Origin of the sequence: Flagellimonas nanhaiensis, from assembly GCF_003382275.1 — a bacterium.
Classification (GTDB): domain Bacteria; phylum Bacteroidota; class Bacteroidia; order Flavobacteriales; family Flavobacteriaceae; genus Flagellimonas; species Flagellimonas nanhaiensis.
The window spans coordinates 1,043,556-1,061,593 of the sequence record NZ_QTJX01000001.1 but is presented as its reverse complement, the minus strand read 5'-3'; the positions used below and the strand labels follow the sequence as shown (position 1 = coordinate 1,061,593).

Below are 18,038 nucleotides of genomic sequence, written 5' to 3'. Positions count from 1 at the left end.
GTTGTTGAACCCAACCTGAGCGGCCGACTGTTGACACTATTAGTTACAGCTAATTGGCGTTAAGAAAATCTGCAGAATCAAATTGTTCGTCACTTCAAAACACTTTTGACTACTGATGTAGTTATACGATCGTGGACTTCCCAGTGCCCGCCACACAAAAGCATCTTGAAACTGGAACTCCACTTCAACATCATGTGCTCCATTCGGTGGACTTTTTACCGACCGCTGGCCATTGTTTACCACATTGTAGCTACCAATCACGGTGTTGTTTGTTCCAGGGTTCTTATAAACAAAACGATATCTTACATCAAAAATGGAATTGTTGTCCACATCCACACTCTCATGGTCATAGTTAAATGTTTGACAGTTTTCTACCCTGTAATCCGTGGTATACCCCATTTTAGCCAAACTGTTATCTTTTAGATACCTAATGGTATAGGCAATGGGCACTCCTGGATTATCACGACTATATACCGCATTTTCTCCGGTTATAACGCTGTTCAAGGATCCGAATCCCGATTCAATATCAGCCAGATTGATAGCCTCCGAAGCCGCTTCTGCATTACCCCCGATGGTTACCACAGTAATGTTGGATGTTTTTAGAATGGCATCATAGGTAGAATTAACAGTTCCTACCCCACTAACACCTCCAGCATACTCCAGCACTGCATCCAAGTCAATGGAAGTGCTCATATTGGTTGTCTCCATACGGACCATAATGATTCTTCCATAAGAAACAGAGCTTACATAAGCTGGCGGAGTAGCAGAACCAATGGCATTTTGCACCTGGGCATTGGTGACCGAAGAATCAAAAACGCTTCCTGGAGAACTTGGGGTATCCATGGTAACGGTATAAAAAACTTGCTTAAACACCAGGCCGGCGTACCTTTTTTCAGTATTGCTCTCGTAATTGAACTGAGAGGCCAAAGATCCTGTAGCCCATTCCAAGTTTAATCCAACATCCAAGCTAAATTGCTTTGAGGAATAGGATGTGGAAGCTTGGTAGGTGGAATTTGACGCGTTTACATAACCTTCTTGATAGGCATTGGCATTCCACCACTCCAGAGCGTTGTCTATGCCAGTTTGCACTGCTGAATTGGATGATGGGTCATCCACCACAATAGTTCCCTGCGCTCCAATTCCAGGCAAATCCAAACGTAATGTTGCCGGAGACCTGTCCAAGGTCAAAGGATCAGGAGCACCATCCAACATACCTTCGTTCCCTATGACCAGTGCTCCAGGGAATACTACTCCGTTTGTTGGTCTTAAGATCGCAACGTCTTCAAAATTGGATTCTAGACTATAATCCTGGGTCCTACACTCAAACAGCTGGCCTTGAGTAGGACCAGTATTTGTTGTGTTATCATTATTCAATATTCTTTCTGAAGGAGCACCACCCGTGTCCTGCACATTTAAGAGCTCATCTGGACTGTAGGTAAGACTCGCAATAGTGGAATTGATTTCCTCAAGATTATTGTTGTTCTCACCTCCTGAGTTTTCTCCGCCATTGTTTTCACCTCCGTTTTCGGTTGGCGGTTCGGGGCTTTCTTCTGTACTGCAAGAAACAGTAATGGACAACGTCATGGCCATAACCAGTATGGACCATACGTTGATTTTTTGGATAATTGTTTTCATAACTTCTTGGTTTTAAGGATTCAACACCTCAAACCTAGAAGAGAATATCCCCCATCCCTAATTTTTAATATGGACAAAGTATGGACAAGGGGTATAGATTGACTCCAAAAACGGCATGGACGGGCTTTTAAGGCCGACACACCTCTTTTTGCTAGTAACTATTTAATTTTCAACTAGTTAAGTAAATATTTTTACGAAGAAAAAACAATAAAAAACATGGACAATGTATGGACAAGGGGGTTTGTCCTTATGGAATCCCGTGCGTTTTCAATGGATATATTAGGTATCTTGGTGAAACAATCAACCTCTCATGAAAACAATATACTTCTTTTTAGCTGCGGCAATACTTTGTCCAATCTTTACATTTTGTCAGCTTCAAGGCCAACAAAGAATAGACAGCCTATTGACCAAGTATGAAAGTTTGGAAGACGGCATTCCTAAAATAAAAGTCTTAGAAGAACTGTACTATGCAGAAGTTTATAACAATCCTGAAAAAGGACTGGAACATGCCAAAAATGCACTAGATCAGGCAAAAAAGATTGAATACTGGTCCGGAATAGGTGTTGGCTATTACCACATTGGGGTATACCATAAATTGACCGGGCAATTGGATTCTGCCAAGCATTATTATCACAAATCATTGAAGGTTTGGGAAAAGCATCCCAATATAAAAAACCACGCCACTGCCCTATCGTCAATTGCCCGTATAGAATTTGATAAAGGATTTATTGATAAGGCCATTGAGCTGGAAAAGGAGGTTACCGAAATTTATAGGGAGAATGGCTTTTGGCTCAATTACGGAAATGGGTTGATGAGTGTTGGGGGAATGTACCAAAACAAGGGTAGCTATAAAATAGCTATGGATTACACACTTAGATCTTTGAAAGTACTGGACACAGTTCCAGAAGAACCTTGGCGAGATGCGGATGCCCTTGTGCAATTGGGAAACATTGAATATGTAAGGGGTAATTTTCAAGAATCATTGGGCCATTATGAAAAGGCCCTGAAGGTTTACACCGAAACCAATGACAATATTTACAAAGGACACACCTTGGTAGATATGGGAACAGCCCTATTTGAAATGAAAAAATACGATGAGGCCATCGCTACGTATAACCAGGCACTGGAAATAAGCCGGGAAATAAAGGTTAACGACATGGAAGGGAATTGCCTAAGCAACTTGGGCATGGTCTATATCAGAAAAGGTGATTATGATATCGCCATTGACTACCTCCAGAAAGCCTTGAAAATAAATCGGACCAAAAACACCCATCAAAACCTAATCAACAATTTAGGGGAGTTGGGGCATGCCTTAAGCTTAAAGGGGAATGTGGATGAGGCCATTCCATACCTAAATGACGCGGTGACCATGTCGGATTCCATAGGCGCCTTAGATTTTAAAAAACTGGCCCTGATATATAGGTCAAAGGCATTTAAAAACAGCCAACAATTTGAAAAAGCTTTTGCAGATATAGAAAAGTCCCAAGAAATCAACGACAGTCTTTTCAATAAATCAAAGTCCCAACAAATAGAAGAGTTAAAGACCATCTACGAAACCGAGAAAAAAGAAGCGGCTTTAGCCCTACAAGAAGAAGAAATCAATACCCTGAACGAAAAGGCCAAGGTGGACAAACTTACCAAGGGACTTTATGCAGGAGGCATGGCCTCTGCCCTGGCCTTGTTTGGACTGTCCGTGTTTGGATACAGACAAAGAATAAAGAGAAACCGTATTGCCAGAGAGAAACAGGAAGAGATCTACAAACAGGAAATAGCCCATAAAAAGAAGGAACTTGCCAGCCAGACCCTGCATTTGGTACAGAAGAACACTTTTATCCAAGAACTAAAAGAGAACTTGGAAAACCTAAAAAACTCACCGGAAAAATTCAAGGTGGAGTTTCGGCGAATTGTGATGTTGCTGAAGAAGCAAAATGCCTCGGACAAGGATTGGGAGGTCTTTAAGACCTATTTCTCTGAAGTGCACAACGACTTTGACCAAAAACTAAAGACCCTCTACCCCGACATTTCAGAAAAAGAAATAAGGTTAGCGGCCTTTCTACGCATGAACCTGACCACCAAGGAAATAGCCGCCACCCTAAATGTATTGCCCGATAGCATCCTGAAATCCAAGTATAGGTTGAAAAAGAAATTGGGCTTGGATAAGGAAACCGACCTGACCACCTTTTTGAACACCTTGTAATCCCAAATTGAAAAAAGGCCCTTTAGGGCCTTTCCTTTTTATTGCTCAATAGCTTGTATGCACTCCCAAAGTCCCTTTACACTATACAGGGCCGTTTTTTCCTCCTCATCCAACGGAATCTCGGAATGGTAGATGACCACATCATGGAGGAGTTTTAGGGCGTTGACCAAATCTGGGCCGTCCAGATAATTAGCAAATTGTAAGAGTTCCACTTGGGCCGGGGTGAGCATTTGGGAAATTCTAGGGGCGCATTGCGCCTCCTCCGCAGGCAGTGCCGCCTTACAGTGCTGACATGGCTTATGACTTTTCTCATTAGACATATGTTAATGGTTTAAGTTAAGCCTAGAATGTGCTGACCAAGCTAAGATACGCTTTCTATAAAAAACAGATTTCCAGTGGTTTGTCCACGGCTATCGGCTATTGTTGATAAGTTTTTCTAGGTTAAAGATTGTGTGCTATTATTTTTTGAAGGAAATTTCTGTAAAACTGACAAAGTAGTTTTTTATACCAAATCCATTTTATTTTAACATAACACTTAATAAAACCACAGAAATGAAAAATATAATTTACTTTACCTTGTTTTCTTTATTTTCAATTTCATTATCATTTGCTCAATGGACGGATAATGGGACCCATATAACAACAACTGATAATGTTGGGATTGGAACTACAAATCCTATAGCACCTTTATCAGTTAAATCCAATAGCTCCAGCTCCAGTAATAGTGGCTTTATTTTAGAAGCAAACAACTCTGGCAATGCTCTTGCCAAAATAGCAGAAAAGTCAACAAACGGCGCAAGATTTCACATGTATGAAGAAGGGGTTGAGAAAGTTGCTTTTTATACAGATGGCACTAATAATCATATTTCAGCTGGAAATCTAGGAATTGGAACAAGTGAACCCAAAGAAAAATTCCATCTGGAAGGTAACATGTTAATCGATTCTTATAATTTGGGCGATGATAACGGAATCTTTTTCCGGGAAAATTTTAGCTCAGCAAATAAATATAACCTTTCCATTCTTTTATATGACCATTCTAATTCTGGTGCAAGTCCTGATGGTCTAAGTTTGAATGCCTACGATGGAATAAGTTTTTCTACTGGATCTAATAATCGAAATGAAAGAATGAGAATCACCCAAAGTGGTAATGTTGGAATTGGCACAACAAATCCTGATATGAAATTGACCGTTAAAGGAAAAATACATGCTGAAGAGGTAAAAATTGATTTAAATGTTCCCGCTCCAGATTATGTATTTGATAACGATTACGATTTGATCACTCTGGAACAAGTCGAAAATTTCATTGCCAAAAACAATCATCTTCCAGAAATTCCGTCTGCAAAGGAATTTGAAGAAAATGGAATTCTACAGGCGGAAATGGATATGAAACTTCTTAAAAAAATTGAAGAGCTGACACTTTATACCCTACAGCAACAAAAAGAAATCGAAGAGCTGAAAACTCTTGTTGAAAGATTACTTGAATCGAAAAAATAGCAACCCACTCCCTCCAGCTAGTATCTTGTGGGGCAATCCTCTGCACTTTATGTGTCCAAGCCGCATAACCGTAACCCATTCGTCATTTCGACATGAGATGCATAGCATCGATTGAGAAATCTTTGCAGATTCATTAGATTTCTCGCTGCTCCGCTCGCTCGAAATGACAAACCACCTTCATTACCGAAACGCATCTTGTGTGTTATCATCCATGACCAAGCCGCGTAACGGCAACCCATTCGTCATTTCGAAATGAGGAGTGCAAGGACGATTGAGAAATCTTTCCAGATTCATTAGATTTCTCGTCGCTACGCTCGCTCGAAATGACAAATAAATTATGTACTTTGGAGCCTAAACCCACTCGCAATGAAACCACTACGCTTTCTTTTATTTCTAATTTCTTTACACGCTTTTTCCCAAGGGTATGAGTTTAAAAAGGTAGTAGATCTAGAGGCCACCCCGGTCATCAGTCAAGGTAGAACGGGCACCTGCTGGAGTTTTAGCAGTACCTCTTTTTTGGAATCGGAAATTATTCGGCTAACGGGCAAACAGATTGATCTCTCCGAACTGTACACCGTTAAAAAGACCTATCCCGCCAAGATGGAAAATTACATCATGCGCCAAGGTAAGGCGCAATTGAGCGAAGGAGGTCTGGCCCATGATGTGCTGAATGCGGTGAAAAAATACGGCCTCGTCCCCAACCAAGTTTATTCCGGATTGGTCAATGTAAATCAAAACCGTCATGACCATAGCGAATTGATCGCGGTGATCACGGCCCTTGGCGAAACCTATGCCAGTAGTAAGTCGGGAAGGTTGAGCAACAAATGGAAAGCGGTCACCGAAAGTGTTTTGAACACCTATCTGGGCAAGGATGTACCGGAGTTTACCTATGAGGGCAAAAACTATACCCCCCAGTCTTTTTTGGAGATGACCACATTGAATCCCGATGATTATATCTCGTTGACCTCGTTTACCCATAGGCCATTTTACAACAATTTTATCCTCAATATTCCAGATAATTGGAGCAATGGCAGTTTCTACAATATTCCGCTGAATGAACTTATGCAGACCATAAACACGGCCCTGGAAAATGGGTTTACCGTGGAGTTGGATTGTGATGTCAGTGAAAATACCTTTTCCAGCAAACATGGGGTTGCCGTAATCCCCAAACTTGCCAGTGATGCAAAAAAGGCAATGACGCAACCCGTTGCAGAGAAAACCATTGACCAGAACTACAGACAAGAACAGTTTGAAAACTATGCCACTACGGATGACCACTTAATGCACATTACGGGCATACTCAAGGACCAAAACGGCAATACCTATTACATGGTCAAGAACAGTTGGGGCACCGATGAAAGTCGTACCACCTATGGCGGCTATGTCCATTTTAGTGAAAGTTATATGAGACTGAAGGCCATTAGCGTTACCATTCATAAAGATGCGCTTCCTAAAACCTTGGCGGAAAAACTGTTTTAAAAACCTGGACAATTGCAAACCCCGGAGTGCCCCGCACCCTTCCCCTATTATCTTGTGGGGCATCAGTCACGTTTAACAGACGGAACAACCGTTCGTCATTTCGAAATGAGATGCAGGGCATCGATTGAGAAATCTAAAGATTTCTCGTCGCTACGCTCGCTCGAAATGACAAACCACCTCCGATTTCCGCAAGATTGCATTTTATGGCCTAGATTATGAATCATATAATTGGTTTTGATTAACTTGACAACAAAGTTATACTTTGAAAAAAAGAGAGATTTATTGGTTATTGGGAACGCTGGGGTTTGGGTTCCTTGTTATACTTCTTCTCTTTGGAGTGGACGGTTTTCGGCATGATTCTCTCCTTGATATCAATATCCATGATACGTACTTTGTTTTCCCATATTTCTATTTAGCTATACTCCTTTTTGTGTTGCTATTGTTTGGTGTGTACCTTTTTAGAACAATCCAAGCCAGTTTTAAAAATTTGACCGCCAACCTTGTTCTCATGGTTGCCCTTATTTTTATGATTATGGTGTTGGGCGGCTTCACTTCTCTGTTGGAAACCTTTAGTCAGCCCTATAGTACCTTGGAAAACGGAACAGTGGAAAGGGAAAGAACCCCAGTGGAAAGTTTAATGGCAATACTATCAATGATACTCGTGGGGCTCCAACTTGTACTTTTGGTCTTCCTTGCTTATTGTGGTTATAAAACAGGGCGTAATTATGCATCAAAATAACACCTCATTCACGCATAACGGCAAACCCTGGTCATTTCGAAATGAGTTCGCCAAAGGCGGACGATTGAGAAATCTAAAGATTTCTCGTTGCAAACCAATGTCATTTCGACAAGAGGAGTGTAAGGACGATGGAGAAATCTTTTCAGATTCATTAGATTTCTCGTCGCTACGCTTGCTCGAAATGACATACGCATCGCAAATAAATTGGCAGAACTGTTTCTTGGCCCGTACCGGCAATGAGCACTATCTTGCACCAAGCAACCAATTCCAAATACCCCTAACATGATTCGAATTGTATACACTTGGCAGGTACCTCCGGAAAACTTGGAGCTTTTTATTGAAACCTGGAAAATAACCACCACTACAATCCATAAAGAGGTAAAAGGAGCACGGGGTAGTTTTATGCTTCAAAGCGATACAGACCCAGGACAAATAAAGACCATTGCAAGATGGGACAAAATTGAAGATTGGGAGAGATTTTGGCAGAACAGTAAACCTAGTCAAATGAAGTCCATGCATGATTTGGGAGAACGAGTCTCTGTGGAAATATTTAAGGAAGTGGATGATTTTACAAAGTAAAACATCACTACAACTTCCCCCCTTGCCCTCCAATATTTTGACCAATTGAATTCCTCTTCTCTTAGAGCGTAAACTTCTCGATTGCTCATTGAGTCGTACAATTTGCAACATGGACCAAAATAATCAGTCCTTCTTTGCAAATACGAACTTCTATGCAATACCTCAGAAGCTGTCTGTCTGTCTTTATTACCCTTCTATCAGTTACTACAACTTTTTCCCAAACCAACTTTACATGGCCAGAAACACCAAGCTCAAAAGTCTTTCAGGACTTTATTAGAGCTTACAATACTGGGCTACAAATAGAAATCAAAACATTTGCCAAAACACATTATGCAAATACTGACAGTGCCTATCTAGATGAAAAAACAGAATACTGGATGGACATCTATCACAGATTTGGTCCGGTAAAACTACATTCGCTATCCATAAATAAACCCAATGACCTTGAAGTCTGGCTTCAAGGTACCATGAGCAAAGCCTGGTTTGCGCCTGAATTTATCTTGAATTCCGATAATCAAAAGATTAAGGCTGTGGGCATGTTATTGGGAATGCAGCCACCCAATACTTCCACTCCCGCACCTTCAAATGAAGAGTTTCTGGACAGGTTGACCAATTACCTTACCCTTAATGAGCAACACAATTTGTTTCAGGGATCGGTTTTACTGGCTCAACACGGAAAAATCATCCATAGCAAAGCGTACGGATTTAAAAATATTGAAGAAAACGAGCTGAATACTCTAAGTACAAGGTTTGATATTGTTTCGATTACCAAACCGATTACGGCCATAGCTATTTTACAATTGGTTCAAAATGGAAAACTTGATCTATTTGCTCCCATCGAAAAGTATTTACCTGAACTGCCCAAAAACATTTCCGAAAAAATTACAATCTATCAATTGTTGACCCATACCTCTGACTACAAATTGAAAAATATTGATGGATTCAGGGAGCAAATCGAAAAAACAAACTCCCTAAAAGAGGTATACGATATCCATCTTGAACAATTACCAAAGTGGGACAGTTTTGGCGATTTCAACCCTTCTGGGAAATGGAATTATTCCAACCAAGGATATGACTTGTTAGGGGTTATTATAGAGAAGGTTACAGGGTTAAATTTGGAGCAATACTTCAAAATAAATGTTTTTGAAACAGTTGGAATGTCCGACACATCTTTTTCTAAAGCAGGGACTGCAAATCCATATCGCTATGACCTTAAACATGGTGGGCTTAAAGATTATTCCGAATATCCCTCTTTCTTTGGAAGAGTGAGTGCCGCTGCTCAGTTAAATAGTACCGTAGATGACCTATACAAGCTTTTTGAAACTATAAAAAATACAGATGATCTGTTGGATGAAGCACATAAAGGTTTGTTGTATGCTCCACTTGTTAAACGAGGAGGAGACGATTTTCAGGGTCTTGGGTTGGAAGTTAATTATGAGTCCATCCTAAACATTGGACATAGTGGTGTAAATGTTGGGAATACTTCAGAGCTGATTTATTTTCCCGAATCCGATTTAGTACTCGTTGTATTGTGCAACAACCGATCGGGGGCGCCAAACTTATATAATTTTTTAAAAAACAATATCCCAAAAAAATAGTAAAATGGAATAAGCATATATATTGTTCTAAATATTAATCGTAAATTTGCGATAAGCAATATGAAGAGAAGTTTAGAACAAATAGCCTACGAACCGGACACCGAAGCCTTGGCCAAATATGCCAAAGCTTTGGGGCATCCTACCCGTATTGCCATTTTAAAGCTTCTTGAAAATCAATCGTGCTGCTTTACTGGGGATTTGGTGGACTTATTACCGATTTCCCAGTCCACAGTTTCACAACATTTGAAAGAATTAAAAAATGCCGGGCTTATTCAGGGTGAATTAAAGCCACCGAAAATAAAATACTGCATCAATCAAGAAAACTGGAAAATTGCCAAAGTCCTTTTCCAACAATTTTTTGATTGATATTTTTTTTGCAATCAAATCGTTTATTTGCGATAAACAAATTAATGCACATGAGCACAACAATTAAAATTTTAGGCACTGGCTGTCCAAAATGTAAAACAATGACAAAGGTCGTTCAGGAAGTTGTTAATGAAAACCAGATTGATGCCACTATAGAAAAGGTGGAGGACCTAATGGACATAATGAAATTCAATGTAATGCTCACGCCAGCACTGGTAATCGATGATGTAATTGCCCTTAAGGGAAGAGTTCCAGGCAAGAATGAAGTATTGGAACTTTTAAAAACCAAAGAAACCGGACATATGTACAATTCAAGTCGTGGTTCCCAAAACAATTGCTGTTAACAGCTAACCATGTTTGATTGGATACAAAACCTAGCTGACTGGTTGGTCTACGAATTGTTGAATTTGAACAATGGACAACATTTGGCCGAAGCCCTCAACTTCTTTATCTATGACACTGTCAAGATTTTAATCTTACTTTTTGTTGTCATTTTTTTCATGGGCATTGTCAATAGTTATTTTCCAATAGATCGGGTCAAGAACTATCTCTCACGAAATAAACTATTCGGGTTGGAATACCTCATGGCAAGTCTTTTTGGAATAGTAACGCCTTTTTGTTCGTGTTCATCGGTTCCATTATTTATCGGTTTTGTAAGGGGTGGTATTCCATTGGGCGTAACCTTTTCTTTTTTGATCACTTCTCCCTTGGTCAATGAAGTGGCCATTGGACTCTTTGTTGGACTGTTCGGGGTAAAGACAACCATAATATATGTAATCAGTGGGGTATTATTGGGTACCATATCGGGCATCATTCTTCAAAGTTTGAAATTAGAACGCTATTTAACGCCTTGGGTAAAAGAAGTTTTGGCCAACGCCCAAAAAGAGCAAGACCTATTTCAGATGGAAAGGAAAAGCTTCAAACAACGTTTGCCTATCATCTGGAAAGAGGTTATAAAAATCCTAAAAGGTATTACCCCGTATGTTATGGTTGGAATTGCCATCGGCGGATTGATGCACGGCTATATTCCAGAAGGTTTTTTTGAAAGATACATGGACAAAGACAATCTTTTTGCGGTTCCTCTGGCCACGATTTTGGCCATCCCCATGTATTCCAATGCGTCTGGCGTACTTCCTATTGTTCAGGTGTTGGTGGCCAAAGGAATTCCATTGGGAACTGCTATAGCTTTTATGATGGGAGTGGTTGGCCTATCGCTGCCAGAAGCCCTGCTCTTAAAAAAAGTGATGACCTTAAAACTCATTGCCATTTTTTTCAGTGTCGTTGCACTCTGTATTATTGCTTCGGGGTATTTGTTCAATCTTATTCTTTAGACCAGATGTGGATACACATTGAATGTTTGGATTTAAAGAGGCTCTTAAACCTTTTATTTAAAAAAATGCCCTCTGTTGTAACATTATTCTTTTTGAGTTGTCTTCATTTCAAAAACCAAGAACAAAATGCACTTACTCAAGAGCCTGCTTTTAATCACCCCATTAGCTTGTATTATTTCCTGCAATTCCATTTCAAAGAAGCATCCATCGGCAAAAGTTGAAATTATCTTCCAAGAAGACGCTGTCAATTTTTCTGAACCACAAAAGGATTTTATCCGTGAAATAATCATCGATTCAGAAAAAGAAGTGCGGAATCTGCTACCAAATCTACCAGACAGTATTAAGGTAGTTGTTGAAAATGTGGATTGGGACCTTGATATGGTTGATGGAGTAACTGGAAGAACAGAAACAAACTTCCCTCCTATGGTCATTGTCCAAATATCACACAAATATCAAAAAGGAATAATTGATTCAATAAGTTCAGGCCTAAGAGGTACCATTTTTCACGAGTTCCATCATTTATCGCGTGGTTGGGCCATCAAGGACAACAAATTTAGTTATGGAATACCCAATGCCATGGTCAATGAAGGCTTGGCCGTTGCATTTACTGAAATATATACTGGAAACGTCCAAAAGGTTAATGCCTATACCAGCGAAGCTGATAATTGGGTTAAGGAGATCTTGGCCCTTCCTTTGGACGCAAGTTATTCCGATTGGGTAATGGGTGAGCATCCAGATGGGAGAACTTATATTGGTTATAGGGCAGGAAATTTTTTAATCAGGAAAGCGATGCTTGATTCAGGAAAAAGTATTTTGGAATTGAGCAATCTTAAGCCAAATGAAATAATAAAACTTGCTGGTTACTGATATTGTCGAACATGCGCTGCTCCCACAATGTTGCATCTTTTGGGGCAAAACTTTAAAAGCGATGTTTGAAAAAACCTGCCGGATAGATTTTCATTTCTTAGCTCTTATCTTTGCAGTGTGGAAGAGGGAAAAAAAATCATACTTTTTGATGGGGTCTGCAACCTCTGCAATGGGGCCGTACAGTTTATCATAAAAAGGGACAAAAAGGACATGTTTCGCTACGCCGCCCTGCAAAGCAAAATTGGGGAGGAGTTGGTAGCAGAACGTGGAATTGATACTTCCAAAGTGGATTCTATCATTCTCATAGAACCAGGAATGGCCTACTACACCAAGTCCGATGCAGCTCTTGAAATCGGCCAAGGTTTTGGAGGGTTTTGGAAAGCCCTGTCCTTGTTTACCTGGATTCCCAAGACTTTTCGGGATGCTATTTATGATTTTGTTGCTCGAAACCGCTACCGATGGTTTGGCAAAAAAGAGGCCTGTATGATTCCCACACCCGAGTTACAGGCCAAGTTTTTGGGTTAACTCACTTATATTACTCCTTCCCTAGCCCAGAATACCCATTTGCCTAATTATTGATTTTTTGGAGATACGTTTTGGTATAGGTTTGAATCATAACTTAAACCACACCGTTATGAAAAATCTTGTTCTACTCCTATTGTTTTTCCCATTTGTTTGTTTTGCCCATGATTCTGAAGTGCCTTCAAAAATAAAAGAGGTCACCGTATATCTAAGCGGCGCACAGATTACCAGAACTGCTAGTTGTCAACTCAAGGAGGGCAACAATCAGGTTGTTTTCACGGGACTATCCCATAAAATTGATGAAAGTAGTATTCAAATTTCTGGGCTCAATGCTGTGAGCATTCTATCCATAAGCTATGATATCAATTATCTGGACCAAAATGAAAGTAATCCCGAGGTGAAGCAGTGGGAAAACGAAATCAAGAGTTTAGAACTCAAGATTGCCCTGCTTAACAATACCATAGCCGGTTTGGAAGAAGAGCAAAAGGTGATTACCACAAACCGACTGGTAAGCACGGACAACCAAGCTCTAAGCCTGGAAAAGGTAAAGCAGATAAGCCAGTATTACCGTGAAAGGATTACGGCTATCAAAAATGAAATTTTTACTGCCAATTTGGATATCAATGCATTAAAAATGGAAATCACAGCACTCCAAAAACAATTAGCTGAGGTGAACAATGCTCCTGAAGAACAACAAGGGGAAATCATCATAAAGTTCAGCGCGCCTATAGCTACATCTTTAGATGTAACCCTGAGCTATTTGGTGCAGGATGCGGGTTGGGTCCCAAATTATGATATTAAATCCTCTGGACTTAATACCCCACTTAATTTGGCATACAAAGCCAATGTATACCAGAAAACAGGACAGGATTGGAACAATGTTAAGGTGGTACTTTCCACTGGAAATCCCAATTATAATATTGCCAAACCCCGGTTGGAGTCCAAATACCTGAATTTTGTAAGTTCTTACCAAAGAAGGTACTCCCCCGCTGCCAAGAAAAAGGGGTATGCTTTTAATCCCAATGTAAAAAAAGTGGTAGGGACGGTTACAGATAATTCCGGATTACCTTTGCCGGGTGTCAACGTAGTCATAAAGGGAACTAGTCACGGAACATCCACGGATTTTGACGGTAATTATTCTCTGGACATTCCCTTTGGACAGGAATTGGTCTTCTCATACATTGGCATGCATACCCAGGAGTTGCCCCTATATTCCTCAATTATGAACATTAGTCTGGAAGAAGACGCAGCACAGCTGGACGAAGTAGTTGTAACTGGCTATGGAGGTTTGTCTGGAAGTGCTACAGGAGTAAGAATTAGAGGAGCCAATTCATTTACCACAAGACAGGAACAAAAATTACCTCCTAAACCTCTTTACATTATTGATGGTATCCCCATGAGTGGATTTTCTGAAGGAGATCTTGATGCAAATGAAATCCAAAACATTGAGATTCTTAAAGGAGACAATGCATCGGTCATTTACGGTTCCCGAGGAGTCCATGGTGTGGTTGTAATCACCACCAAAAAAAGCCATACAAAAGAAGGTGCCACCAAAACAGAGTTTGTTATCAAAAAACCGTACTCCATTACTTCAGATGGTGATATCACTGCAATTGAAATCAACAGCTTTAAAATGCCTGCCAGTTACGAGTATTTTGCTGCACCCGTGATTGACGAAAATGTTTTTCTTACCGCAAGCTTCAAGGACTGGGAGCAACACCAACTACTACCTGGCGAAGCCAATATTTACTTTGAGGATGCCTATGCCGGAAAAACCACCTTGGACCCCTATACCACCAAAAAAGAAATGGTTCTTTCCTTGGGAATGGACAATAACATAACTGTTTCCAGACAGCAAGACCGTAATTTCAAAAGTAAATCGTTCACAGGAAGCAACAGGATTCTGGACCGAACCTACAATTTGGAAATCAAGAACAATAAAAATATATCCATTAACCTAAAAGTGATGGACCGTATTCCCAAATCCCAAAATAAGGAAATCAAGGTGGATGATATCATCACCAATAATGCGGAATTTGATTCAAAAAAAGGATTATTGACCTGGAACCTAGCCCTGTCTCCAAAAGAAAGCAAAAAGGAACAGTTCTCCTTCAAGGTTAAATACCCAAGAGGAAGGTATATTTCACTTTAAGAACATAAAAACTGGGAAATCCGAAAACTTTGGGTTTCCTGGTTTACTTTAAGTTGTTCAAGATAAAATCCAACGTTTTGTTGGTGTTCAACTTTTGGGTAAATGAATAGCATTGATGTGTAATAGGTTGAACCAATCCCAAGGTTTTTAGGTATTTGATAGTGTCCTCATTCTCCAAAGCCACCTTTCCTGTGAGTAGGACATCCAAGCTTTCTTCTTTTTGATAGCGCTTGTAAATTTTTCTGAGTCCGCTGAGGTATAAATGATCCTTGGTAAAACCTCCACCGCGATGCGCCCTTAGCGTTATACCAAAAGCCTCGTTTTTATTGAGTTTGTATTGCCCATGAATCAAATCAAAGGTATCCGAAAAAGAGTAACCTTTAATTAAACTATCGGCAGCTAAAACCCTGTAAGCTAATTCTTTTAGTCTTTTTAAAGTAAGTGCCCCTCCCATATATTCACTGAACACGGCGAGCCCCTCTTGAGTCTCCACATTTTTGGGCAATCCGTTGGAAAAAATTTTCAGGGGTTGGAGCAACCCATTATAAGTGGTAACCAAGTGCACTCCAATTTCATGATTGGCCAAAGTGAGCAATTGGTTTTTGCTGAACTTGATGTTCTTTTTGATCAATAGGGATTGAGAGCTATTACTTACCATGGCCTCAGCGGCAATGTTATGCGAAAATTTGACTTTAAGTGGAAACTCATACTGTTTTGCAGCCTCCTCAAAATATGCCCGTGCTTCTTCAGAAGAAAATGTTTTTTCCATATCCAAAGACTCAGGTTCGTCTGCAAAATGAAGGATATACCTGGCATTTTGCACATCCCGCTCGGTAGGTGTACCATAAACCCGTAGGGAGTTATAGTAAAAGTTTTTACCCTTGCCAATGGTCTCAATACATTGCACCATATTGGAATAATAATAGATGACCTCTTGGTACAATTGCCGTATCTGGTCATCCGTAATACGTTCCAAACGCTGCGAAAAGAACAAGCGGTGCAACTTATATGGGTTGAATTTAAGCTTAGGGTACTTAAAGTTTGGTGTGGCCGTATATTTTGAAGCAAAAAAACGATGTTTTTCCTTTTCAATGTTCAAGGGGTTGATGTAGCTCAACAGCTCAATCCTTCGTACCAATCGGTCCAAATTGGCGTCTATTTCAAATAGGTTACCAAACTCCTTTTGCAAATCCTGCACTTCCTCTACTCCGATCATATATTTGCTTTTTCAAATTCATCCACCATTTCCGGAATCAAAAGCTTAAGTTGCTCTTCCACAGAACTTACCACCTCTGGGTAAATGACCCCGGTATGTTCATCACAATAGATTTTGGAAATCTCAGTCGCCAAAACCAAGGTATTCTTAAAATTCTTGGTGATATATTTTAGGAAATGTCCATTCCCGTAAAAGGTATTATTAATTTTTGCCGAGGACTTTATCCCGTTTGGAAATTGAATGGCTTCCAGTTTAGAACGCCAGCTCTCAATCAACTCGCCAAATCTATCATTATCCACATTGGTGGTTCCCAAATTCCAAGTCGGAACCTCTCTTTCCCATCGTTTCCAATTGTAACTGTGCATATCAAAAACAATGACCTTCGGATATTTGGATTCCAATTTGTCAAACAGCACCTGCACAACCTCATAGAAATTATTATGTTTTCTGAGGCTTGTTTCTTTTTCATGCTCCACTAAAGGAGTTCTCCAGAGTTGTTTGCCCCAGGCAGTTTCAAAAACCGCTTCTTCAGGTGGACGATTGAGGTCATACTCAAATCGACTGTCACGCCCTGCAATGATAATGGGTTGTGTACTTACCATTTGCCTAGTGCAGGGATCTTCCTCGTACCAACGGTCATATTGGCTGTGTAAACAATTTTCCCAAAGGGATTTACGAAATTGATGCCCATCGTGTACTGCTCCACAGACAAAAGGGACGTAACTATCAATTTTTATGGAAAAAGAATAGTCTTCCGAAACTGCTTCAAAACAAGTCTCAGACTTTATGGAATTGATAATTTCTTCTAGGGTACATTTACGCATTCTCTACTTCGCTTCGTAATCTGGACCTTCTATCAAATGCTTGCAGCTTATCGAGTACTTTGCTTTCAATGAAATCAATCACTTTGCACTGCACCTTGGTCTTATAGGCTTTGTTAATATATGTGATTCCTCCAGGCGACATTACATTGACCTCTACCAGCTTTCCGCCAATCACATCAATGCCAACAAAATAAAGTCCGTCTTTGACCAGTTTAGGACCAATTTGCTTGCACAAAGCTTTTTCTTGTTTGGTCAGGGAATGTTTTGCAACCGAACCACCGGCGGACACATTGGAACGATGATCGTCGCTTCCTGGAATCCTACGCATGGCTCCTATTGGCTCGCCATTCAGCAATAAAATACGGACATCACCCTGGTCTGCACCTTCAATATATTCTTGAAGTATGACATAGTTAGAGCTTCCATCTGAGTTAGTTACATAGAAATCAAGCAAAGAATTAATATTGGACATGGCCGATCTCTCAATAAGAATAACACCTGAACCTCCATAGCCGTTCAGCGGTTTCAAAATCATCTTGTCCGCTGTTGATTCTTTAATCTGTTGTATCAGGTATCTTTTGTTCTTGGACACATGGGTCACTGGAATAATATTGCTGTGACTATCTCCAAAAGCAGCGGTGTACAGCTTGTTATTGGCTTCGCGAAGTCCTTGAATGGAATTTACAATGAACACATCGTCCTTGACTGAATCCAAGAAATTAAGCATCAAGGGGTCCAGAGGGGGATTGGCCCGCATAAAAATCACATCAAAACCCGCCAAAGGAAGCATCTCTTCCCGTGTACTCGCTTGTTTATGAAAAGTTTTTAGGCTACTGGGTACTTTTTCCATCCTGTTGATCACAGTAGAAAATGCGCTCGTTACACTATTCCGAATAGTCAGGTTGGCAGGTGTGCAAAGGGCGACTCCATGCCCACGACGCACGCATTCATGAATCAAGGCCAGACTGGTATCGTTCTCTGGTTGGATTTCCTCCCATGGATACATTAAAAAACAAATGTTCATGGCACAAAATTTTAA

General features: G+C 40.3%; 17 protein-coding genes. 12 read left to right on the top strand and 5 right to left on the bottom strand.

Annotated elements, in window-relative coordinates; genetic code table 11:
• Window positions 1–39: 39 nt before the first annotated feature.
• The gene (locus DX873_RS04860) at window positions 40–1,635 is read right to left on the bottom strand and encodes a thiol-activated cytolysin family protein (protein WP_116183376.1); all 1,596 of its coding nucleotides are present in this window, start codon (window positions 1,633–1,635) and stop codon (window positions 40–42) included.
• A 310-nt stretch (window positions 1,636–1,945) separates the two neighbouring features.
• Between DX873_RS04860 and DX873_RS04855 the strand changes: the two genes are divergently transcribed.
• Entirely contained in the window at window positions 1,946–3,832 is a 1,887-nt protein-coding gene (locus DX873_RS04855; protein ID WP_116183375.1) for a tetratricopeptide repeat protein, read from the top strand.
• Window positions 3,833–3,870: 38 nt separating this feature from the next.
• Here DX873_RS04855 and DX873_RS04850 read toward each other — a convergent pair whose 3' ends face one another.
• Window positions 3,871–4,152 (bottom strand): hypothetical protein, encoded by a 282-nt coding sequence (locus DX873_RS04850; RefSeq protein ID WP_147296604.1) that lies wholly within the window; start codon window positions 4,150–4,152, stop codon window positions 3,871–3,873.
• Window positions 4,153–4,384: 232 nt separating this feature from the next.
• Here DX873_RS04850 and DX873_RS04845 point away from each other — a divergent pair, with 232 nt between their 5' ends.
• The 11 genes from DX873_RS04845 to DX873_RS04795 all read left to right on the top strand — a co-directional run bounded on the left by DX873_RS04845 (window position 4,385) and on the right by DX873_RS04795 (window position 14,959).
• Window positions 4,385–5,326: a tail fiber protein gene (locus DX873_RS04845; protein WP_116183373.1), complete on the top strand. Its 942-nt coding sequence runs from the start codon at window positions 4,385–4,387 to the stop codon at window positions 5,324–5,326.
• A gap of 366 nt (window positions 5,327–5,692) precedes the next feature.
• Window positions 5,693–6,805, top strand: a complete 1,113-nt coding sequence (locus DX873_RS04840; RefSeq protein WP_116183372.1) for a C1 family peptidase — start codon at window positions 5,693–5,695, stop codon at window positions 6,803–6,805.
• A gap of 262 nt (window positions 6,806–7,067) precedes the next feature.
• Window positions 7,068–7,544 carry a hypothetical protein gene (locus DX873_RS04835; protein WP_116183371.1) on the top strand — a complete coding sequence of 159 codons (477 nt, stop codon included), beginning with the start codon at window positions 7,068–7,070 and terminating at the stop codon, window positions 7,542–7,544.
• A gap of 282 nt (window positions 7,545–7,826) precedes the next feature.
• Window positions 7,827–8,123: an antibiotic biosynthesis monooxygenase family protein gene (locus DX873_RS04830; protein ID WP_116183370.1), complete on the top strand. Its 297-nt coding sequence runs from the start codon at window positions 7,827–7,829 to the stop codon at window positions 8,121–8,123.
• 152 nt (window positions 8,124–8,275) lie between these two features.
• Window positions 8,276–9,721, top strand: coding sequence for a serine hydrolase domain-containing protein (locus DX873_RS04825; RefSeq protein WP_116183369.1), 1,446 nt, complete (start codon window positions 8,276–8,278; stop codon window positions 9,719–9,721).
• Between the two features lie 60 nt (window positions 9,722–9,781).
• A complete protein-coding gene (locus DX873_RS04820; RefSeq protein WP_116183368.1) occupies window positions 9,782–10,087 on the top strand; it encodes an ArsR/SmtB family transcription factor in 306 nt (101 codons plus the stop codon).
• Window positions 10,088–10,131: 44 nt separating this feature from the next.
• Window positions 10,132–10,431, top strand: a complete 300-nt coding sequence (locus tag DX873_RS04815; protein ID WP_116183367.1) for a thioredoxin family protein — start codon at window positions 10,132–10,134, stop codon at window positions 10,429–10,431.
• 9 nt (window positions 10,432–10,440) lie between these two features.
• The gene (locus DX873_RS04810; RefSeq protein ID WP_116183366.1) at window positions 10,441–11,418 is read left to right on the top strand and encodes a permease; all 978 of its coding nucleotides are present in this window, start codon (window positions 10,441–10,443) and stop codon (window positions 11,416–11,418) included.
• Between the two features lie 126 nt (window positions 11,419–11,544).
• Window positions 11,545–12,285, top strand: coding sequence for a DUF2268 domain-containing putative Zn-dependent protease (locus DX873_RS04805; RefSeq protein WP_116183365.1), 741 nt, complete (start codon window positions 11,545–11,547; stop codon window positions 12,283–12,285).
• A 117-nt stretch (window positions 12,286–12,402) separates the two neighbouring features.
• The gene (locus DX873_RS04800; RefSeq protein WP_116183364.1) at window positions 12,403–12,810 is read left to right on the top strand and encodes a thiol-disulfide oxidoreductase DCC family protein; all 408 of its coding nucleotides are present in this window, start codon (window positions 12,403–12,405) and stop codon (window positions 12,808–12,810) included.
• 109 nt (window positions 12,811–12,919) lie between these two features.
• Window positions 12,920–14,959, top strand: coding sequence for a mucoidy inhibitor MuiA family protein (locus tag DX873_RS04795; protein ID WP_116183363.1), 2,040 nt, complete (start codon window positions 12,920–12,922; stop codon window positions 14,957–14,959).
• A gap of 43 nt (window positions 14,960–15,002) precedes the next feature.
• Here the strand turns inward: DX873_RS04795 and DX873_RS04790 are convergent, their stop codons facing one another.
• From DX873_RS04790 to gshB, 3 genes are read right to left on the bottom strand one after another with little or no spacing between them, the layout of a single operon-like run.
• Window positions 15,003–16,175, bottom strand: coding sequence for a flavohemoglobin expression-modulating QEGLA motif protein (locus DX873_RS04790; protein ID WP_116183362.1), 1,173 nt, complete (start codon window positions 16,173–16,175; stop codon window positions 15,003–15,005).
• The gene (locus DX873_RS04785) at window positions 16,172–16,999 is read right to left on the bottom strand and encodes an N-formylglutamate amidohydrolase (RefSeq protein WP_116183361.1); all 828 of its coding nucleotides are present in this window, start codon (window positions 16,997–16,999) and stop codon (window positions 16,172–16,174) included. Before DX873_RS04785 ends, DX873_RS04790 begins: the two co-directional genes overlap by 4 nt.
• Window positions 16,992–18,023 (bottom strand): glutathione synthase, encoded by a 1,032-nt coding sequence (gene gshB, locus DX873_RS04780; protein WP_116183360.1) that lies wholly within the window; start codon window positions 18,021–18,023, stop codon window positions 16,992–16,994. Before gshB ends, DX873_RS04785 begins: the two co-directional genes overlap by 8 nt.
• Window positions 18,024–18,038: the final 15 nt, after the last annotated feature.

Excerpts from the sequence above, each read along its gene's own strand:
- DX873_RS04860 (WP_116183376.1), bottom strand. The coding sequence starts at position 1,635 with ATGAAAACAATTATCCAAAAAATCAACGTATGGTCCATACTGGTTATG.
- DX873_RS04855 (WP_116183375.1), top strand. The coding sequence starts at position 1,946 with ATGAAAACAATATACTTCTTTTTAGCTGCGGCAATACTTTGTCCAATC.
- DX873_RS04850 (WP_147296604.1), bottom strand. The coding sequence starts at position 4,152 with ATGTCTAATGAGAAAAGTCATAAGCCATGTCAGCACTGTAAGGCGGCA.
- DX873_RS04845 (WP_116183373.1), top strand. The coding sequence starts at position 4,385 with ATGAAAAATATAATTTACTTTACCTTGTTTTCTTTATTTTCAATTTCA.
- DX873_RS04840 (WP_116183372.1), top strand. The coding sequence starts at position 5,693 with ATGAAACCACTACGCTTTCTTTTATTTCTAATTTCTTTACACGCTTTT.
- DX873_RS04830 (WP_116183370.1), top strand. The coding sequence starts at position 7,827 with ATGATTCGAATTGTATACACTTGGCAGGTACCTCCGGAAAACTTGGAG.
- DX873_RS04825 (WP_116183369.1), top strand. The coding sequence starts at position 8,276 with ATGCAATACCTCAGAAGCTGTCTGTCTGTCTTTATTACCCTTCTATCA.
- DX873_RS04820 (WP_116183368.1), top strand. The coding sequence starts at position 9,782 with ATGAAGAGAAGTTTAGAACAAATAGCCTACGAACCGGACACCGAAGCC.
- DX873_RS04815 (WP_116183367.1), top strand. The coding sequence starts at position 10,132 with ATGCACATGAGCACAACAATTAAAATTTTAGGCACTGGCTGTCCAAAA.
- DX873_RS04810 (WP_116183366.1), top strand. The coding sequence starts at position 10,441 with ATGTTTGATTGGATACAAAACCTAGCTGACTGGTTGGTCTACGAATTG.
- DX873_RS04805 (WP_116183365.1), top strand. The coding sequence starts at position 11,545 with ATGCACTTACTCAAGAGCCTGCTTTTAATCACCCCATTAGCTTGTATT.
- DX873_RS04795 (WP_116183363.1), top strand. The coding sequence starts at position 12,920 with ATGAAAAATCTTGTTCTACTCCTATTGTTTTTCCCATTTGTTTGTTTT.
- DX873_RS04790 (WP_116183362.1), bottom strand. The coding sequence starts at position 16,175 with ATGATCGGAGTAGAGGAAGTGCAGGATTTGCAAAAGGAGTTTGGTAAC.
- DX873_RS04785 (WP_116183361.1), bottom strand. The coding sequence starts at position 16,999 with ATGCGTAAATGTACCCTAGAAGAAATTATCAATTCCATAAAGTCTGAG.
- gshB (WP_116183360.1), bottom strand. The coding sequence starts at position 18,023 with ATGAACATTTGTTTTTTAATGTATCCATGGGAGGAAATCCAACCAGAG.